At 61.3% G+C, this 18,133-nt stretch carries 18 protein-coding genes; 9 read left to right on the top strand and 9 right to left on the bottom strand.

The features are described 5' to 3' along the window. Positions 1 to 16 precede the first annotated feature (16 nt). Positions 17 to 1,165, top strand: coding sequence for a galactonate dehydratase (dgoD, locus tag AC13RM_RS23410; protein WP_092712672.1), 1,149 nt, complete (start codon positions 17 to 19; stop codon positions 1,163 to 1,165). A 325-nt stretch (positions 1,166 to 1,490) separates the two neighbouring features. Here dgoD and AC13RM_RS23405 read toward each other — a convergent pair whose 3' ends face one another. The 6 genes from AC13RM_RS23405 to AC13RM_RS23380 form a co-directional block, all read right to left on the bottom strand. Continuing rightward, the gene (locus AC13RM_RS23405; protein WP_069615925.1) at positions 1,491 to 2,207 is read right to left on the bottom strand and encodes a Bax inhibitor-1/YccA family protein; all 717 of its coding nucleotides are present in this window, start codon (positions 2,205 to 2,207) and stop codon (positions 1,491 to 1,493) included. Positions 2,208 to 2,229: 22 nt separating this feature from the next. Then, the gene (locus tag AC13RM_RS23400; protein WP_113230902.1) at positions 2,230 to 3,000 is read right to left on the bottom strand and encodes an anti-sigma factor family protein; all 771 of its coding nucleotides are present in this window, start codon (positions 2,998 to 3,000) and stop codon (positions 2,230 to 2,232) included. Then, positions 2,987 to 3,526 carry a sigma-70 family RNA polymerase sigma factor gene (locus tag AC13RM_RS23395; RefSeq protein WP_374816542.1) on the bottom strand — a complete coding sequence of 180 codons (540 nt, stop codon included), beginning with the start codon at positions 3,524 to 3,526 and terminating at the stop codon, positions 2,987 to 2,989. Before AC13RM_RS23395 ends, AC13RM_RS23400 begins: the two co-directional genes overlap by 14 nt. Before the next feature lie 65 nt (positions 3,527 to 3,591). Further along, positions 3,592 to 4,515, bottom strand: a complete 924-nt coding sequence (locus AC13RM_RS23390; RefSeq protein WP_374816543.1) for a bestrophin family protein — start codon at positions 4,513 to 4,515, stop codon at positions 3,592 to 3,594. Positions 4,516 to 4,639: 124 nt separating this feature from the next. Beyond that, positions 4,640 to 5,392, bottom strand: a complete 753-nt coding sequence (gene msrA / locus AC13RM_RS23385; protein ID WP_374816544.1) for a peptide-methionine (S)-S-oxide reductase MsrA — start codon at positions 5,390 to 5,392, stop codon at positions 4,640 to 4,642. 121 nt (positions 5,393 to 5,513) lie between these two features. Beyond that, positions 5,514 to 5,723 (bottom strand): SlyX family protein, encoded by a 210-nt coding sequence (locus AC13RM_RS23380; RefSeq protein ID WP_374816545.1) that lies wholly within the window; start codon positions 5,721 to 5,723, stop codon positions 5,514 to 5,516. Positions 5,724 to 5,958: 235 nt separating this feature from the next. Here AC13RM_RS23380 and AC13RM_RS23375 point away from each other — a divergent pair, with 235 nt between their 5' ends. The 5 genes from AC13RM_RS23375 to AC13RM_RS23355 are packed head-to-tail and all read left to right on the top strand — an operon-like array spanning position 5,959 to position 10,999. Next, on the top strand, positions 5,959 to 6,792 hold the full coding sequence (locus AC13RM_RS23375) for a metallophosphoesterase family protein (RefSeq protein WP_374816546.1): 834 nt from the start codon (positions 5,959 to 5,961) through the stop codon (positions 6,790 to 6,792). Next, complete coding sequence (locus AC13RM_RS23370; protein WP_374816548.1) at positions 6,789 to 7,952, top strand: ABC transporter ATP-binding protein; 1,164 nt, start codon at positions 6,789 to 6,791, stop codon at positions 7,950 to 7,952. The genes AC13RM_RS23375 and AC13RM_RS23370 overlap by 4 nt, the downstream gene beginning before the upstream one ends. Then, positions 7,945 to 8,868, top strand: coding sequence for a carbohydrate ABC transporter permease (locus AC13RM_RS23365; protein ID WP_374816549.1), 924 nt, complete (start codon positions 7,945 to 7,947; stop codon positions 8,866 to 8,868). The genes AC13RM_RS23370 and AC13RM_RS23365 overlap by 8 nt, the downstream gene beginning before the upstream one ends. After that, positions 8,865 to 9,701, top strand: coding sequence for a carbohydrate ABC transporter permease (locus tag AC13RM_RS23360; RefSeq protein ID WP_374816550.1), 837 nt, complete (start codon positions 8,865 to 8,867; stop codon positions 9,699 to 9,701). Before AC13RM_RS23365 ends, AC13RM_RS23360 begins: the two co-directional genes overlap by 4 nt. A 32-nt stretch (positions 9,702 to 9,733) precedes the next feature. Continuing rightward, a complete protein-coding gene (locus AC13RM_RS23355; protein ID WP_374816551.1) occupies positions 9,734 to 10,999 on the top strand; it encodes an ABC transporter substrate-binding protein in 1,266 nt (421 codons plus the stop codon). Positions 11,000 to 11,073: 74 nt separating this feature from the next. On the opposite strand, the gene AC13RM_RS23350 is transcribed toward AC13RM_RS23355, so the two are convergent. Next, entirely contained in the window at positions 11,074 to 12,057 is a 984-nt protein-coding gene (locus tag AC13RM_RS23350; protein WP_374816552.1) for a substrate-binding domain-containing protein, read from the bottom strand. A 251-nt stretch (positions 12,058 to 12,308) separates the two neighbouring features. Here AC13RM_RS23350 and AC13RM_RS23345 point away from each other — a divergent pair, with 251 nt between their 5' ends. Next, positions 12,309 to 13,223, top strand: a complete 915-nt coding sequence (locus AC13RM_RS23345) for a YncE family protein (protein ID WP_374816553.1) — start codon at positions 12,309 to 12,311, stop codon at positions 13,221 to 13,223. Positions 13,224 to 13,468: 245 nt separating this feature from the next. Here AC13RM_RS23345 and AC13RM_RS23340 read toward each other — a convergent pair whose 3' ends face one another. Next, positions 13,469 to 15,055, bottom strand: coding sequence for an aldehyde dehydrogenase (NADP(+)) (locus tag AC13RM_RS23340; protein WP_374816554.1), 1,587 nt, complete (start codon positions 15,053 to 15,055; stop codon positions 13,469 to 13,471). Between the two features lie 225 nt (positions 15,056 to 15,280). On the opposite strand from AC13RM_RS23340, the gene AC13RM_RS23335 reads away from it, so the two are divergent. Further along, complete coding sequence (locus AC13RM_RS23335; protein WP_374816555.1) at positions 15,281 to 16,795, top strand: mechanosensitive ion channel family protein; 1,515 nt, start codon at positions 15,281 to 15,283, stop codon at positions 16,793 to 16,795. On the opposite strand, the gene AC13RM_RS23330 is transcribed toward AC13RM_RS23335, so the two are convergent. Beyond that, positions 16,792 to 17,403: an NAD(P)H-dependent oxidoreductase gene (locus tag AC13RM_RS23330; protein ID WP_113230915.1), complete on the bottom strand. Its 612-nt coding sequence runs from the start codon at positions 17,401 to 17,403 to the stop codon at positions 16,792 to 16,794. The genes AC13RM_RS23335 and AC13RM_RS23330 overlap by 4 nt on opposite strands. Before the next feature lie 94 nt (positions 17,404 to 17,497). Here AC13RM_RS23330 and AC13RM_RS23325 point away from each other — a divergent pair, with 94 nt between their 5' ends. After that, the gene (locus AC13RM_RS23325; RefSeq protein ID WP_374816557.1) at positions 17,498 to 18,088 is read left to right on the top strand and encodes a TetR/AcrR family transcriptional regulator; all 591 of its coding nucleotides are present in this window, start codon (positions 17,498 to 17,500) and stop codon (positions 18,086 to 18,088) included. Positions 18,089 to 18,133: the final 45 nt, after the last annotated feature.

The raw sequence follows: 18,133 nt of genomic DNA, 5'->3' as shown, positions 1-18,133 counted from the left end.
AAACGGAATCATTCCCATGAAAATCACCAAGCTGACGACCTATATCGTTCCCCCGCGCTGGCTGTTCCTGAAGATCGAGACCGATGAAGGCATCGTCGGCTGGGGTGAGCCCGTGGTCGAAGGCCGTGCGCTGACCGTGCAGGCAGCCGTGCACGAGCTGGAAGACTATCTGATCGGCAAGGACCCCTTCCTCATCGAAGATCACTGGAACGTCATGTACCGCGCCGGCTTCTATCGCGGCGGCGCCGTCCACATGTCGGCGCTCGCCGGCATCGACCAGGCGCTATGGGACATCAAGGGCAAGGCGCTGGGACAGCCGATCCATTCGCTGCTCGGCGGCCAGGTGCGCGACAAGATCAAGGTCTATTCCTGGATCGGCGGCGACCGTCCCTCCGACGTCGCCAACAACGCCAAGGACGTGGTCGCCCGCGGCTTCAAGGCGATCAAGCTCAACGGCTGCGAGGAAATGCAGATCGTCGACACCTATGACAAGGTGGAAAAGGCCGTCGAAACCATCGCCACCATCCGCGAGGCGATCGGTCCCTATATCGGCATCGGCGTCGATTTCCATGGCCGAGTCCATCGTCCGATGGCCAAGGTGCTCGCCAAGGAGCTCGAACCCTACAAGCTGCTCTTCATCGAAGAGCCGGTGCTGTCGGAAAACCGCGAGGCGCTGAAGGAAATCGCCAATCATTGCTCGACGCCGATTGCGCTCGGCGAACGCCTCTATTCGCGCTGGGATTTCAAATCCGTCCTGTCGGACGGCTATGTCGACATTCTGCAGCCCGATCTTTCTCACGCCGGCGGCATCACTGAGTGCCGCAAGATCGCGGCCATGGCCGAGGCCTATGACGTGGCGCTGGCGCCGCATTGCCCGCTCGGCCCGATCGCGCTTGCCGCCTGCCTGCAGGTCGACGCCGTCAGCTACAATGCCTTCATCCAGGAACAGAGCCTCGGCATCCACTACAACAAGGGCAATGACATCCTCGACTACATCTCCAACAAGGAGGTGTTCCAATATGCCGACGGCTTCGTGAGCATTCCGCAGGGTCCCGGCCTCGGCATCGAAGTCGACGAAGCCTATGTCATCGAGCGTGCCAAGGAAGGCCATCGCTGGCGCAACCCTGTCTGGCGCCATGAGGACGGTAGCGTCGCCGAATGGTAAGAATCTAGCCCTCGCCTGAGGGGCCTGAAGATATTCAGACCGAACAAGTAAAGGCCCGACAGCAGCAGATCTGCGCTGTCGGGCCTCTTCTTTAAACCAGTGCTCTCTTGATCCGGCACCTTCCCCTTTGCCGCCGGGCGGCGAATAACGCGGCACATCCGGCATGCCGCTCTCCCAAAAAAGTTGCGCCTGCAGTATCGGCGCAGATACTGCAGGCGCGTCATGCGTCTCAACAAGCCCCCAGGGAGACGCATTCCCGGAGCATGATCACCAAAGGCGTGGAGTGCCCTTTAGCTCAGACCATGCTCAAGCAGGCAATTTCAAACTACTCCCGCTCGCCGGTGAAGTTCAGCAGCAGCTGGAAGATGTTGACGAAGTTCAGGTAGAGCGACAGGGCACCGAAGACGGCAAGCTTCTGCTGCGATTCCTGATCGTAGTTTTCGGCATACTGTTCCTTGATGTTCTGCGTATCCCAGGCGGTCAGGCCGACGAAGACGACGATACCGATCACCGAGATGGCGAACTGCAGCGCGCTCGAACCCAGGAAGATATTGACGATGCTGGCGATAATCACACCGAACAGGCCCATCATCAGGAACGAGCCGATGTTGGAAAGGTCACGCTTCGTCGTATAGCCGTAGAGGCTGGTCGCGCCGAACATGGTCGCGGCGATGAAGAAGGTGCGCGCGATGCTCGTGCCGGTGAAGACCAGGAAGACCGAGGCCAGCGACAGGCCCATGACCGCACAGAAAGCCCAGAACATCATCTGCGCCGTGCTTGCCGACATCGACTGGATGCGGAACGAGAAGAAGAACACGAAGGCGAGCGGCGCCAGCATGACGACCCACTTCAGCGGGCTCTGGAAGATCGGCACATAGAGCGCCGGCGTCGTGCCGACGATCAGCGCGACGATTCCCGTTACGACAAGGCCGATGCCCATGTAGTTGTAGACGCGCAGCATGTGCCGGCGCAGCCCTTCGTCGAAGAGCGCCTGAGAGCCGGCGGCGGCTCCGTAGCCGTATCGCGGATTGGTCGGGTTCATGGTCGTTCTCCTTTAATCCAAACTAGTAGAGGCTGCGGGCAAGCTTTTCGGCATCGCCGTCAAGCTGACCCGCCTTGCCGTTGCCGATCAGCGCATAGGCGACTTCCCCGATCTGCCAATAGGCAGCCTGGACATCGTCACGCTTGATGTGACTGACATCCTGCACGGCGAAATTGCCCGGACGGACGGCAAACAATGACAAATGTCCGTCTTCGCCGGCATCGACCATCATTTCGACACTCGGACCGAATTCGGACGGATAGATTTGCGCATCGGTGACGCGCCAGTCGCCCGGCAGCTGCGGCAAAATGATTGCCGTCGATGCGCGGATTTCATCCGGATTGTAATTCGCAGCCGCCGATTGCGGCTTGAGCTCCTCGCGTACTGCCGTGGTCTTGTAGGCGCGCACCGCATCGTCGACGAAGGCCGGCGGCCGCGTGGACGCACTCACCTCGCTCGCCGTGAAGGCGCCGAAGGACGTATGCGCAACCCAGCCGGTGGTCACCAGCACCGCAATGGCGGCAACTCGCTGGAAGGAGCCCAGCATACGGCCATAGACCAGCCCGCGCTCCAGCCGCCGCGCGGCCTCACGCGTTTCTGCCCGAACCACATGGCCTTCGCCGGCCAGCGCCATGCGCAGCTCGCCGCGGATGCTCATATCAGCCATCACCTTGGCCGCGATCTCCGGATGCTCCGAGAGATAGGATTCCACCTCGACACGGCGTGCGAGAGTGAGCTCGCCGTCGACATAGGCATCGAGATCGGTATCGATGATCGGATCAACGATTTTCATTGCCGCCTCCCTCGATAAGCCTGAGATGAGAAACCTTGGAGGCTGTCTCCTCGAAACTACGCAGCGTCGCGCGAGCCCGGGCAATGCGGGACATCAGCGTGCCGACGGGAATGCCAAGCGCTGATGCCGCCTCCTGATAGGAGAGATCCTCGATCGCCACCAAATGCAGCGCCTCGCGCTGCTCCTCGGGCAGACTGAAGAAGGCTTCGCGGACTTGGTTCAGGCGAACCGTGTGATCCTGCGATGCCGGCAATGCCGTTTCGAGGTCGGCGGCAGCCTCCTCGTGACGACGGTTCAGCGACTTCTTCTGGCGCAGGCGGTCGATATGCACATTGTGCAGGATCGACAGCAGCCAGGTGCGCAGATTGCCGTCGCGCCTGAACGATGCCTTGCGCTCATAGGCCTTGACCAGTGCATCATGCACCAGATCCTCTGCCTCGTCCGCATTGCGCACGAGCGAGCGGGCGTAACGTCTCAGCGAACCGAGCTGCCCCAAAACATCGAATGTGCGTCCTTTGCGTTCCATACACCTATATACGGAAGCACTCCGGATTCTATTCCATCGCCCAACAAATATTTTTGCTGATTTTTTTACATCAGCAGGAAATCCTTGGGCTGCGGCAGCGGCGGCAGGTCGGTTTCCCCCAGCGCTTCGCGCAGATTGATCTCGATCGTATCGGCAAGGGCGCCGACGGCGAGCGCATTGGGGCGATGGCCGAAAGGGTCTTCCAATTCGTCACCCAGCGCATCCAGACCGAAGAAGGTGTAGGCGATGAGGGCAGTCACGAAGGGCGAGCCCCAGCCGAGCGTATCGACGTAGCCGAAAGGCAGCAGGAAACAGAAGAGATAGGCCGTGCGATGCAGAAGCAGCGTATAACCGAAAGGCAGCGGCGTGTTGCGCAGCCGCTCGCAAGCCGCCTGCACCGCTCCCATCTGACCAATCGTGATATCCAGCATCTGATATTGGATATCCGAAATCCCACCCGATGCTTTCAGCCGCGCGAGATCGGCTGACATGAGGCGCAAGATAAGGTCGGGCCGGTTCTGGGCCGCATAGTAGAATTCCGCCTCGCTTGCGGTCAGCAGGCGCAGCACCTTGCCCTCGTCGCTGCCTTCACGCAGAAGACAGACCAGCGCCTGTGCAAACGCCATGGTCAAACGCAGCAGATTTTTGCGCGTCTCGACGCCAGTCTCCCCTGCACTCTCCAGCACCGACGTCTGCCGAGCGAAGCTGCGCGCGAGGTGAACGAGCTGTCCCCAGTCGCGCCGCCCCTCCCACCAGCGGTCGTAGCAGGCATTGTTACGGAAGCCGAGGAAGATCGAGAGGGCGATGCCGAGCAGCGAAAGCGCTGACCCGTTGAAGGAAACGATGAGGTTCGGCCGAGCCTCATGACCCCAGACGATCAGCGCCGATAGCAAAAAGATGGCGATGATCTGCGGCAGGATACGCCGGATGATCGACCCGCGGACGATGAAGAAAAGCTGGAAGAGATTCGGCCGGTCGCGGACGATCATGACGAAACGCACTCTTGATGAATGTCTGACGGCGCAGCAATACACCAGACGAGCGAGGAGTAACGAGCATTTCTTGCAAGGCGGCCCTGACCGGCGGTCATCGCTCGCCGGCCAGGGCAGGCCATCATTTCACACTGGCGCTTGCCGTCACCAGAACCGGGTCGGCGCGATAATCGCCGGGAAAAAGATGCTGCAGGTTCTTGATCTTGGGCAGGTCGTTGATGACGATATAGGGATAGGTCGGATGCGTCGTCAGGAAATCCTGATGATAGGCCTCGGCGGCATAGAATTGCCGCGCGGGCTCGATCTTGGTGACGATTGCGGCATCAAAGGCTTTGGCGTGATTGAGCTGCTCGATATAGGCCTTGGCGATATCGGCCTGCGACTGGCTGGTCGGGAAGATCGCCGAACGATACTGCGTGCCGGTATCCGGCCCCTGATAGTTCAGCTCCGTCGGATCATGGGCGACCGAGAAATAGATCTGCAGCAGATGGCCATAGCTGATCTTGTGCGGATCGAACACGATGCGCACGGATTCGGCATGGCCGGTATCGCCTGTGCTTACCAGTTCATAGTGAGCGGCATCCTTGCTGCCGCCGGTATAGCCTGCCGTCGCGCTGATGACGCCGTTGACGTGCTGAAAGACGCCCTGAACGCCCCAGAAGCAGCCGCCGGCGAGCACCGCTGTTTCCGTGCTGGCGGAACCGGCCTTCTCGTCCACGCTCGGCTGCGGGATGACACGCGCATCCTCGGCCGATGCGCGGCCGACAAATTGCAGTGCGATGGCGCCGGCCAGCACTGCGGCCGCCGTGAGTCCGGCAAGGCGCGCAACCCGCGCCGAGCCGATGCGGATCATATCTGTCGATGAAGTCTTCATGACACTCTCCTCTCGACCGCCATTCTAAACTCTTCGGTCAGACGGAGATACGGGAAGGCGAGGCTCAATGTTACATACGGCCGCGTGTAACACCGAAACGTGAACGCTGCGGCGGCCTTATTCAGTAATGCGGCGGCTTGGTAATGGCCGGTGCGTCGAGCGACTGCTGCTCCAGCGTCAGGAAGCGCTCGGTCAGCCGGTCCAGCTTCTGCCTGGTCTGTTCGATCACCTTCCATTGCTCGGCAATCTGATCGGAAAGCTCCTCGATCGTCTTGGCCTGGTAGGCGACCGTTTCCTCAAGTTTGGTGATGCGGCTCTGTTCGTCTGACATGTCTGATCCCTTTCGCAACGATCTATAGCACCGGTACCGCCGCGTACAGCCCTTCCATTCCGCATGAGGCGAGCTGCAGCGTCGTTTGACGGTGATGTGACAAAACTGAAAAACAGCTGAAAAGACCTGTTACCTTCCTGACATGGGGGCCTTCTAAAGAGAGCGCAGAGACGCGCCGGTTTTGAAGGCCATTCCTTCCGCGGGCGCACCATTCTGAAGACTTCGGAGAAGCGCCTTGAAGATCATCCAGATCACCGACACGCATTTGAGCCCCAACAAGCCGCATTTCAACGGCAATTGGGAGCCGCTGGCGAAATGGATCGAGGCAAGCGGCGCCGATATCGTCATTCACACCGGCGATCTCAGCGTCGATGGTGCCGACAAAGACGAAGATCTCCTCTTTTCCATGGATCTGATGCGCCAGATTTCCGTGCCGATGCTGATCGTGCCCGGCAACCACGATGTCGGCCACCTGCCCGGCTCCTATCAGCCCGTCAATCCGGAGCGGCTGGACCGCTGGCGTTGCCTCGTCGGTCCGGACTACTGGGCGAAGGATATCGACAACTGGCGCCTCATCGGCCTCAACAGCCTGCTGATGGGCTTCGAGGATGCCGAGGAGCAGAAGCAGTTCGACTGGCTGCAGGAGATGCTCGAAAGCCGTGGCGAGCGCCGCATTGCCCTCTTTGCGCACAAGCCGCTCTTCGTCGATGCGCCCGATGAGGGCGATACCGGCTACTGGAGCGTTCGTCCGGCACAGCGCCGCAGGCTCTATGATCTGATCGCGGCCCATGACATCGCTCTCTTCGGCAGCGGCCACCTGCACTGGACCTGGGTAGGCCGCTTCAACGATACCAACCTGGTCTGGGCGCCGCCCGCAGCCTTCATCCTCGGCGAGATGGAACGCGAAATGCCGGGCGAACGGCTGATCGGCGCAGCGATCCATGAACTTGGCGAGACGGTCTCGACCGAACTCGTCGCCGTTCCCGGCATGACCGCCTACTTCCTCGATGACGTCGTCATGGAAGTCTATCCGCAAGCCGCCCCCAAGGCAAAGGAGCCGACCGAATGAGCGCACTTTCGCTTCGCGGCATCGCCAAATCCTTCGGCGGCAACGCCATCCTCAAGGGCGTCGATCTCGATGTCCAGCCCGGTGAGTTCATTGCGCTCGTCGGCCCGTCCGGCTGCGGCAAAAGCACGCTTTTGCGCATTCTCGCCGGCCTCGACCACGCCGACAGGGGCGAAATCATCCTCGGCGGCAGCGACGTATCAGGCGTTGCGGCGGCGGACCGCAACATCGCCATGGTCTTTCAGTCCTACGCACTCTATCCGCATCTGACAGCCTCGGAAAACATTGCCGTGCCGCTCGCCATGCGCCGCCTGTCGCGCGTCCAGCGCCTGCCCTTCATCGGCTCGCTCATCCCCGGCCAGCGCGCGGCGCGCGCCGGCATCATCCGCGATGTGCGCGAAATGGCCGTCTCGCTGAAGATCGATCACCTGCTCGACCGCAAGCCCGGGCAGATGTCCGGCGGCCAGCGCCAGCGTGTGGCGCTCGCTCGCGCCATGGTGCGCCGCCCCGCCGTCTTCCTCATGGACGAGCCGCTTTCCAATCTCGATGCCAATTTGCGCGTCCATGCCCGCGGCGAGATCGTCGACCTGCACCGCCGCGCCGGCGTGCCGACTGTCTACGTGACACATGACCAGGCCGAGGCGCTGTCGATGGCCGATCGCGTCGCCGTCATGATCGGCGGCCAGCTGCTGCAGCTCGCATCGCCGCAGACGATCTATGACGATCCGGCCCATGTCGAAGTCGCCCGCTTCGTCGGCCAGCCGCGCATCAACCTTTTGCCGGCGCTCGCCGAAAACGGCACCGTCGCCTTCGGCGGCATCCGGCTGGCGCTCGAAGACAGTACCTTTGCCGGCAGGAACGTGACCCTCGGCATTCGCCCGGAATTCGTGCAGCTCTCCCAGGGCCGTCAGGATGCGCTCGCCGCCCATATCGAGCGCATGGAATTCCTCGGCTCGGAAGTCATCCTCTATGCCAAGCTCGATGCCATCGGCGAAACCATGGTCGTCAAGCTCGCACCGGCAGAAGTCGCCGGCCTATCCGCCGGCATGCCGGTTGCGCTGACGCTTGCAGCTGAACAAGCGATGGTCTTCGCCGAAGACGGCCGTCGTTTGCGCGCCGCACCGACGATCGTCGACGCGACACGGGAGAAGGCGCATGGCTAGCATTGCCGCCACCTCTCTGCCGATGCAGACGGCTGCGGCACGCGAACGCAGCGAGGCCCGTACGGCTCTCCTCTTTGCTCTGTCCGCCATCATCCTGATCGTGCTCTTCATCCTGGTGCCGATCGTCGCCGTCGTCGTGCTCGGCTTCACGGATTTCCAGCTCGGCGACAAAAGCCTGCGCTTCGTCGCCTTCGAGAACTACGCGCATCTACTGCGCGACCGCGCCTTCATAAAGTCGCTCTGGAATACGGCGACCTATACCGCGATCGTCGCACCCGTCTCCATCGCGCTCGGCCTCGGCGTCGCGCTGCTGATCGAAAGCGAAGGCATCGGCCGCAGCTTCTTCCGCACCGCTTACTTCCTGCCCGTCGCCTCGCTGATCGTCGCCATGGCGACCGTCTGGCAGTATCTCTTCCATCCGACGATCGGTCCGATCAACGCGCTGCTTGGCGAAATCGGCGTGCGCGGCCCGAATTGGCTCGGTTCGTCGGCGACGGCGCTCTACAGCCTGTCGATCATCGGCGTCTGGCAATCCGTCGGCTTCAACATGGTACTGTTTCTCGCCGGCCTTACCGCCATCCCGCGAGAACTCTATGCCGCGGCCGAAGTGGATGGTGCAAAGTCGTCATTCGACCGCTTCTGGCTCGTCACCTGGCCGATGCTTGGGCCGACGACGCTTTTCGTCACGACTATCAGCATTATCAATGCGGTGAAGGTGTTCGACACCGTGAAGGCTCTGACCGACGGCGGCCCGAACCATGCTTCGGAAGTCCTGCTTTTCACCATCTATCAGGAAGGTTTCGTCTATCTCCGGGTCGGCTATGCCTCAGCGATGACCACGGTCTTCCTCGCCATCCTCGTGGTGCTGACCTTCCTGCAATATCGCGTCCAAGACCGGCAGGTGCATTACACATGACCTCGACAGGCTTCACTCCCGGCCGCATCCTGCGCATCTCGCTGCTGATCTTCGGCTCGCTCGTCTTCCTCGCGCCCTACATCTTCATGATCTCGACGGCCGGCAAGGCGCAGGACGATATCTTCACCTCCGCCCTGAAGCTGATCCCGACGCATTTCTTCTACGTCGAGAACATCGCCAAGGCGCTGAGCAAGGTTGACATGGGCACGCTGCTCCTCAACGGCGTCCTCGTCTGCGGCCTGATCTTCTTCTTCCAGGTGCTGATCGCCATCCCCTGCGCCTATGCCATGGCCAAGCTGAAATTCCCGGCGGCGCGCATGATGATGGTGCTGGTCATGCTCGGTCTGCTGGTCCCGATCCATGCGACGGCGCTGCCGCTCTATGTCGGCTTCAACAGCCTGTCGCTCCTGAACAGCTATACGGCTCTCGTCGCACCCTTCTCGATCTCTGTTTTCGCGATCTTCATGTTCCTGCAGTTCTTCCGTTCCATGCCCGACGATCTGATCCATGCCGCCCGCCTCGACGGCATGTCGGAAATCGGCATCGTCGCCCGCGTCATCGTGCCGAATGCCTGGCCGGCGGTCACGGCTTTCGCGATCTTCTCGGTCGTCGCGCACTGGAACGACCTCTACTGGCCGCTGATCGTCATTACCAAGCAGGAATATTTCACGCCGCCGCTAGGCCTCATGTATTTCCGCGCCGCCGAAGCCGGCGACGACTACGGCGCACTCATGGCGGCAACCCTCATCATCACCCTTCCCCTCGTCGCGGCATTCCTTCTGGCACAGAAGCGTTTCGTCGAGGGCATCACCATGACCGGTCTCAAAGGCTGACCGGTTCGAAATTCGAAAACGGAGAACGAGCGATGAAGCATATCACCCAGATTCTCGCCGCCGCGGCCATTTCGATGGTCGTGTCGGTCCCGGCCTATGCCGAAACCACCCTGACGGTTCATTATCCGATGCCCGGTTTCTTCAAGAACGTGATGGACACGATCTCGAAAAAGTTCATGGAAGAAAACCCGGACATCAAGATCCAGTTCGCCGCTCCTTCGGCCACCTATGAGGAAGGCATCCAGACCATCCTGCGCCAGGCCGGCACCAGCGAAATGCCAGATGTCACCTTCATCGGCCTCAACCGTCTGCGCATGATCGACGAGCGCAATGTCGCCGTCGATCTCGGCCCCCTCGTCAAGAAAGAGGGCAACATGGCCGAGAAAGGCTTCTCGGATACGATCCTGAAGCTCGCCCAGGTCAAGGGCAAGCAGGTCGGCCTCGCCTTCGCGACGTCCAACCCGATCATGTATTACAATGCCGATCTGGTGAAGGCTGCCGGCGGCAATCCGGACAACCCGCCGAAGACCTGGGACGAGGTCATTGCACTCGCCGGCAAGATCAAGGCGCTCGGCAACGGCGTCGACGGCATGGACTTCCGCTGGCAGGGCGACGACTGGATGTTCTCGGCTCTCCTCTTCGGCGCCGGCGGCAAGATGCTGAGCGACGACGAGACGAAGGTTGCCTTCAACGGCCCCGAGGGCCAGAAGGCCGTCGAACTGATCCAGCGCTTCGTCAAGGAAGGCGGCATGCCGGTCTTCACCAAGGCTGCCGGCGAGCAGGCCTTCGCTGCCGGCAAGGTCGGCTTCGAATTCCAGACCACGGGTGCTCTCGTCAATACCATCAAGAATGTCGGCGCCAAGTTCGACCTGCGCACTGCCAAGCTGCCGCTGATCGACCCAGTCAACGGTCGCCTGCCGACGGGCGGCAACGCCGTCGTCATCCTGACCCATGACCCGGTCAAGGAAGAAGCCGCCTGGAAGTTCGCCAAGTTCGCCGCCGGCCCCTACGGCGCCTCTGTCGTCGTTCCCGGCACCGGCTATGTTCCGAACAACGAGCTTGCCGCCAAGTCGGCCGAATATCTCGGCGATTTCTACAAGAAGAACCCGCTGTTTCAGGCCGGCCTCGGCCAGATGTCGATCATGGTTCCCTGGTACGCCTTCCCGGGCTCCAACGGCGTCAAGGTCACGCAGACCATCGTCGACAACCTCTCGCGCATCGTCGACGGCTCGGCAGAGCCGAAGGAAGCGCTCGACGACGCCGCCTCCGACGTCGAAGGCCTGCTGCCGCGCAGCTGATCTTTCGAACCAATCTGAACAATCCGCGCCGCCTCCCAACAAGAGGCGGCGTTTTCGTTCGCAGGCAGGGTCAGTCAGGATTGAATGGCAAGATCGCGCACTGTGCCGCCCGCACGCATCCGATAAGCTACCGTCAGATGACGCGGCGGCGCGGCATTTTCAGCCATATCCAGCAGCAGCGAGGCGGCAGCGGCCCCCATGGTTCCATCCGGAATTTCCACGGTCGTCAAAGACACCTCACCCAGAAAACCGAGGGAAATTCCGTCAAAGCCGGCGACCGAAATATCACGAGGGATCGAAATGCCCTGACGCCGAAGCGCGCCCATGACACCGAGCGCCAGAAGATCGTTGGAAGCAATGATCGCCGTCGGGTCGAACCGCGAAACCGCATCCGAAAGATCGAGCTGTTCCAGGCTGTTCACGAAGGAAATTTCGAGCGCATCGAGGGGCTGTTGCCCCGCTGCTTCCATCGCCCTGATATAGCCGAGATAGCGCAGCTTCGCCCGATCCGATGCCGAGAAGTGACCTGATATGAACAGGATGCGGCGGTGACCCTTACCTAGGAGGTGATCGGTCAAATCCCGGCCCGCGCCGAAATTATCGGTCGCGACCGCAGCGGTGAAGCGGGCGGTCGGCAGGTTTCCGAGCAGCACGGTTGGCGGCAGGGCGGAGGACAGAACAAGACTGCGCTCGGGATCGCAGAGTGTAAGGATCAACCCAGTCGGCTGCTGCTGGAGCAGCGAGGCGACGGCGTCGACCTCCTGTGCCGGATCGTAATTCGATTGGGCGATCAGCACGCTATGTCCCGCGTGAAGAGCTCGGTTCTGGATGCTGGAAAGCGAAGCCGCGAAAACCGGATTGGTAATGCTGGGAATAAGCACCCCGATCGCCGGCCGGCCAGAGCCGGTACGCCCACCCGCGCGATAGCCAAGCTCTGCCGCCGCCCGGCGCACGCGCCGCACCATCTCGTCGCTGACCGGACCGCTGCGATTCATCACCCGGCTGGCGGTCGCAACCGAACAGCCGGCGCGAAAGGCGATCTGCAGGAGCGTCGACATGATATCAATCACCTCCGGCTTCGGTTTCAGCCCTCGACTGGTGCAGCCCTATGGGAATGTCGGGGATTTATATCAGGCCGATGACACTTATTTGACAGCCCTCTCCGCACACCGCGACATTCCGGCCCTTGATCTTTGCTGCAGCGCAGCAGATGCTCGTCCCGATCGCAGCGGCAAATGATGCTGTCATCAACCGATGCCATGATTGCCGCGCTATGATCCGCAGATCCGCCCCTCGAAAGGATGCTCTCATGTCAGAAGCACGGACGCCTGCCACCTCCGCCGACAAGACCGAAAGACTGTTTTTCCTCGATATCAACGACGGACGGATCCTCTCCTCCGCCATCAACGGCACCGATTTGAAGCTCATTGTCCAGCGGGCGGGCCGTAGCCCGGACGGGATTCTCGTCGACAGCGAGAACGGCTGGATCTACTGGACGGAGATGGGCAACGACTACAACGCCCATGACGGCTCCATCGAGCGTATGGACCTCGACGGCGGAAACCACATCACACTGATCCCGCCGGGCAGCACGCTCGTCACGCCGAAGCAGATCCAGCTCGACCGCGACAACGGCAAGCTCTATTGGTGCGACCGCGAAGGCATGCGCGTCATGCGCGCCAATATCGACGGCAGCGACATCGAAACTCTGGTGCAGAACGGCGACAGCCCGGGAGACAGCGCCGATATCGAACGCTGGTGCGTCGGCATCGCCCTCGACCTGCCGCTCGGCCAGCTCTACTGGACCCAGAAGGGGCCGCCGGATGCCGGCCTCGGCCGCATCTTCCGCGCTGGCATCAATATCCCGGCCGGCGAAACCGCAACAAACCGCAGCGATATCGAAATTCTGCTGGATAAGCTGCCGGAACCGATCGACCTCGAGTTGGATCTCGCCACCCGCACGATCTATTGGACCGACCGTGGCAATCTCCCCCGCGGAAATACCGTCAACCGCGCAGCGATGAACGATATCGCCGCAACCTCCGAAGTCGTCCTCGAAGGCCTCGACGAAGGCATCGGCCTCTCACTCGACCTGCCCAACAACCGAATGTTCTTCACCGACATCGGCGGCAATCTCTATTCCGCCAGCCTCGATGGTTCGGGCGAGCGCGAATTGCTGCACCATGCCGGCTCGTTTACGGGAATTGTTTACGCGGAGGTTTGAGGTTTCCAATTACTTTAAGTCGTGGAATTGCCGCATTCCTCCCTTCTCCCCGCGGGGAGAAGGAGTGTGCGGCGCCGATGTGCCTCATATAGGATTGCCCTGGTTTTGACGGATGAGAGGGAACGACCTCTGCATCCTCCCCTGAGAAGGCAGTCGGAAGGAAGGCTGTGGGTGCGTCTATCTCCTTCTCCCCGTCAAAACGGGGAGAAGGTGGCCGGCAGGCCGGATGAGGGGCACTTTGCCGCTCAATTACCCTTGCGCACACCATCCAGCAGATGCGGCAGTGACTTCACCCCATCGTCACGCAATTCCGCCGGCAGCAGTCCTTCCGGGAGATCCTGATAGGAAACCGGACGCAGGAAGCGGCGGATGGCGAGTGTGCCGACCGAGGTGGTGCGGCTATCCGAGGTCGCCGGGAAAGGCCCGCCATGCACCATGGCATGGGAAACCTCAACGCCGGTCGGCCAGCCATTGGCGAGGATGCGCCCGGCCTTGCGTTCCAGCACCGGCACCAGCTTGGCGGCGGTGGCATAGTCATCCGCTTCGATCTGCAGCGTCGCGGTCAGCTGGCCCTCGAGCTTCTCAGCAACGGCGATCATCTGCTCGATGTCCTTGCAGCGCACGAGAAGGCTTGCCGCGCCGAAGACCTCATGGCCCAAACGCTCGTCGGCCAAAAACTCCTCCGCTTCTGTCTCAAAGAAGATGCCGGGGCTGCGGTTGACGCCTTCGGCCGGAGCGCCATGAGCGACGGTCTTGACCGCCTCATGTTCCGCCAATGCGGCAACGCCCTTGTCGAAGGCGGCGTGAATGCCCGGCGTCAGCATCGGCGCCGGCGCACGGCCGCTCAGGGCGTCGCCGGCTGCCTGGACGAAGCGGTCGAAATCGGGGCTTTCGATCGCGAAAAGCAGGCCCGGATTGGTGCAGAACTGGCCGGCACCGAGCGTCAGGGAATCGATAAAGCCCGTGCCAATCGCCTCGGCGCGTGCTGCAAGAGCGGCCGGGAACAGGAAAACGGGGTTGACGCTGCTCATCTCGGCATAGACCGGGATCGGCTCGGGACGGGCCGCGGCAATGGCGCCAAGAGCCAGGCCGCCACCGCGCGAACCGGTGAAGCCGACAGCCTTGATGCGGGGATCGCGCACCAGCGCAGCACCAGTCTCGTTGGCACCAGTCAGCAACGAGAACGTGCCTTCTGGCAGGCCGGATGCGGCCACGGCGGCGCGGATGGCGCGGCCGACAAGCTCGCCCGTGCCGGGATGGGCAAGATGGCCCTTGACGACGACCGGGCAACCGGCGGCAAGTGCCGACGCCGTATCACCGCCTGCAACCGAGAAGGCGAGCGGGAAGTTGCTGGCGCCGAAGACGGCGACCGGGCCGAGCGGGATCTGGCGCAGACGCAGGTCCGGCCGCGGCAGCGGCTTGCGCTCCGGCAATGCCGGATCGACGCGCAGATCGAGCCATTCTCCGCCGCGGACCACCTGCGCGAAGAGCCGCAGCTGGCCGACAGTGCGGGCGCGCTCGCCCTGCAGGCGCGCCACCGGCAGGCCAGTCTCCTCCGTTGCCCGCTCGATCAGCGCATCGCCGATGCCAACGATGTTGTCGGCAATCTTTTCGAGAAATGCCGCGCGCTGCTCGGGGCTGGTGGCGCGGTAGACATCGAACGCCTGGGCCGCCAACTCGCAGGCCTTGGCGACATCACTCTCGCTGGCGATTGCAAAGGCCGGCTCCAGATTTGCGCCGGTTGCCGGGTTGATCGCACGCACGGTTCTGTTGCCGCCGGTAGAATCTGAGCCGATCAACAGATCGCCGCGAATCTCGAAAGACTGTGTCATGGGTATTCCTTAAGGATGTCGGAGCGCCAGGGAATTGCGCTACGAGAGCAGATAGCAGGATGCGATGACAGATATAAGATGATAATCGTCATCTAATTATCAAGGTACAAGTCCTGAGATCAAGGCGTCGGCGTCAATTAATCATACTTTATCTGCATATGGCGCTGCGGCCTCTTTCATGCCAATTTAGCGCCCATCCGAAAGACCGAGTGCGACCAAGTCCCCATGTCCATTGCGCTTCTTGGCAATCCGATCGTCCAGTTCTTCATTCTGGTTGTCGTCGGCACATTCGTCAGCCGCGTCATGCTGCGTCATCAGCGGGCCGGCCGTCTGATCGGCCAGATCGCTTTCTTCGTCTGCCTGACGGCACTTTTGTTCTATCACGGCATCGTCCCCTATGAGCCGAGCCCACCGCAGGACTCGGTGACGCTGCGCACCTTCACGGGCTTTGCCAAGATCGTCTGGTGGGTCAACGGCGCCTGGGTGCTGATCGCCTGCGTGCGGCTGTTCCTGATTTTCGAGCGCAAGCCCCGCGAAGGCCGGCTGCTGCAGGATTTGATCGTCGGCGTCATCTATCTCGGCGCCATTCTCTCCATCGTCGGTAATGTCTTCAGCGTCCCGATCGGTACACTGATCGCAACATCGGGCGTCTTCGCCATCATTCTCGGTCTCGCCTTGCAGAGCACCCTCAGCGACGTCTTCTCCGGCATCGCCCTCAATCTCGGCCGTCCCTACTCCGTCGGCGACTGGATCGTCCTCGAAAATGATGTCCAGGGCCGCGTCGTCGAAACCAATTGGCGCGCCACGCAATTGCTGAGCGGCACCAATGATCTAATCGTCATTCCGAACAGTATCCTTGCCAAGACGCGGCTGACCAATCTTTCCTCGCCCGACGAGAGCCACGGCGCAACCGTCACGGTACGCATCCAGCCGACCACCCTACCGCGCATCATTGCGGATGTGATGCAAAACGTCTTGATCAGCTGCAACTCGATCCAAAAGAACCCAGAACCCAGCGTCGCCATCAATTCCATCGATGGGCAGGCAATCGAACTGCAGCTGTCCTTTCGCGTGCGCGACATGTCGCTGACACAAGCCGCAAAGAACGAGATCTACGATCTGCTCTTCCGCCATACCAAGGCGGCAGGCCTGAAATTCGCCGATCAGCCCGGCACGATCATACTTCCGATGGAGAAAAAGGCCGAGACGCCCGACGAGAAGCAACATGCTCCGGGAACGCCGTGGCGATTGGTCAGCAATATCCCTCTGTTCTCTTCGCTGACCGAGGATGAAAAGGAACATTTGGCGTCACATATGCAGCGCCGGACCTACCGCAAGGATGCCGTCATCGCCGAACAGGATGCCCGCATGCGGGCGCTCACGATCGTCCGCTCGGGGGTCGTCAGCATCACCCGCCGCGAAGGGCATCGTCAGATCGAGCTGACGCGCCTCGCGCCGGGGGACTATTTCGGTGAGAACGGGCTGCTGATGGGATCGGGCGAAGTCGGGACGGTTCGCGCCCTGACCTTCGTCGTCACCTACGAAATTGGCGAGGAATGTCTCGCGCCGCTGCTGCACGACCGGCCGACCCTTGCCGAAGAGCTCGGCGCCATCCTGGCGAAGCGCATAGAGGAGGAGCAGCATCTCTTCGCCAATGCCGATATGCTCGGCCATGGCGCTCATGTGACCTCGCTAAGCTCGCGCATCAAGCATCTCTTTCAGCTGCAACAGCACGATTAGGCCGCATCCGCCGCCTTTGTTGATCGTGAAGTGGCAAAGAGATTTTGCCCGATGGCGCGGGCGGTATCGAGGTGGGAACTCATATCCTGCGCTTCCGTCAACAACAGCTCGGATGTCGCAACAGGAGCGCCGCAATATCCGAAAATTCCTTGGTCGATCTGTGTCCTCATGGCGCCGAAATAGCCGTGGCGCGCATAGGTGCGCATGGTCGCACCGCCGATAGCGATCAGGTGGATGGGAAGGCGGCGCAATCTCTTGATCGGCCTGTCACCAGGCATGTCGTCATAGGCCCAGCCATTGGTGAACACCCGATCGATCCATCCCTTGAGGAGCCCGGGCATGGACCACCAATAAACGGGATAGACCAGCACCAGCGCATCGGCACGATCGATTCGTGTTTGCTCGGCAACGACGTCATCAGGCGACGGACCTTCTCTGAGATGAGCAGCAATATCGGCAGCGCTGAACCTCGGATCAAAACCTTCCGCCGTAAGATCGGCGATTTCAAACGTGGCCCCCGAAGCCGTGATACCTTCAGCAACTTTGGCCGCGACGCCGTGACTGAACGAATCGGGATTCGGATTGGCGACGACGATAAGCGCGTGCATGTGAAAAACTCCTGCAGACAGATTGTGAGAGGCGGCTTAGTCTTATATACTTTTAGTAAGTTACTTTTGGTATATAGCGATGTCAAGCGTGCAAATGAAGAAAACGGAACCCCGCAGCCGGCTGACGCGGGAGGAGCGCTATCGGCAGCTCATCCAGGTTGCCTGGCAAATCATCGGCGAAGAGGGAACGGAAGCCCTGACATTGGGGCGGCTTTCGGAACGTGCCGGTGTGACGAAACCCGTCGTCTACGACCATTTCACGACTCGTCCCGGCCTACTGGCCGCGCTTTATCGCGAGTACGATATCAGACAGACGGCAGTGATGGACAAGGTGCTGGATGCGAGCAGCCCGACACTGGCAGGCAGGGCCGAGGTGATAGCCGCCTCCTATGTCGATTGCGTGCTGCTGCAGGGGCGCGAAATACCCGGCATCATCGCTGCGCTCGCAGGCTCGCCGGAGCTTGAAAAAATCAAACGCGAATATGACACGGCTTTTATCGAGAAATGCCGTGCGCTGCTGGCTCCTTTCGCCGATGCAGGCTCCATCAAATCAGCGGGCCTCTGGGCGATGCTGGGTGCCGCCGAAGCGCTGTCCTATGCCGCCACGACGGGCGACATCAGTCCGCAGCAGGCAAAGGACGAACTCTTCGAAACCATCAAGGCCATGGTTACCAGAAACAGGTGAAGGCCCGTCTCGCAAGCCGCCGTATTCCAGGCAGAGCCCCGAGGC

The organism is Martinezella sp. CNPSo 3732, from assembly GCF_057784515.1.
This window is presented reverse-complemented; position numbering and strand designations above follow the sequence as displayed.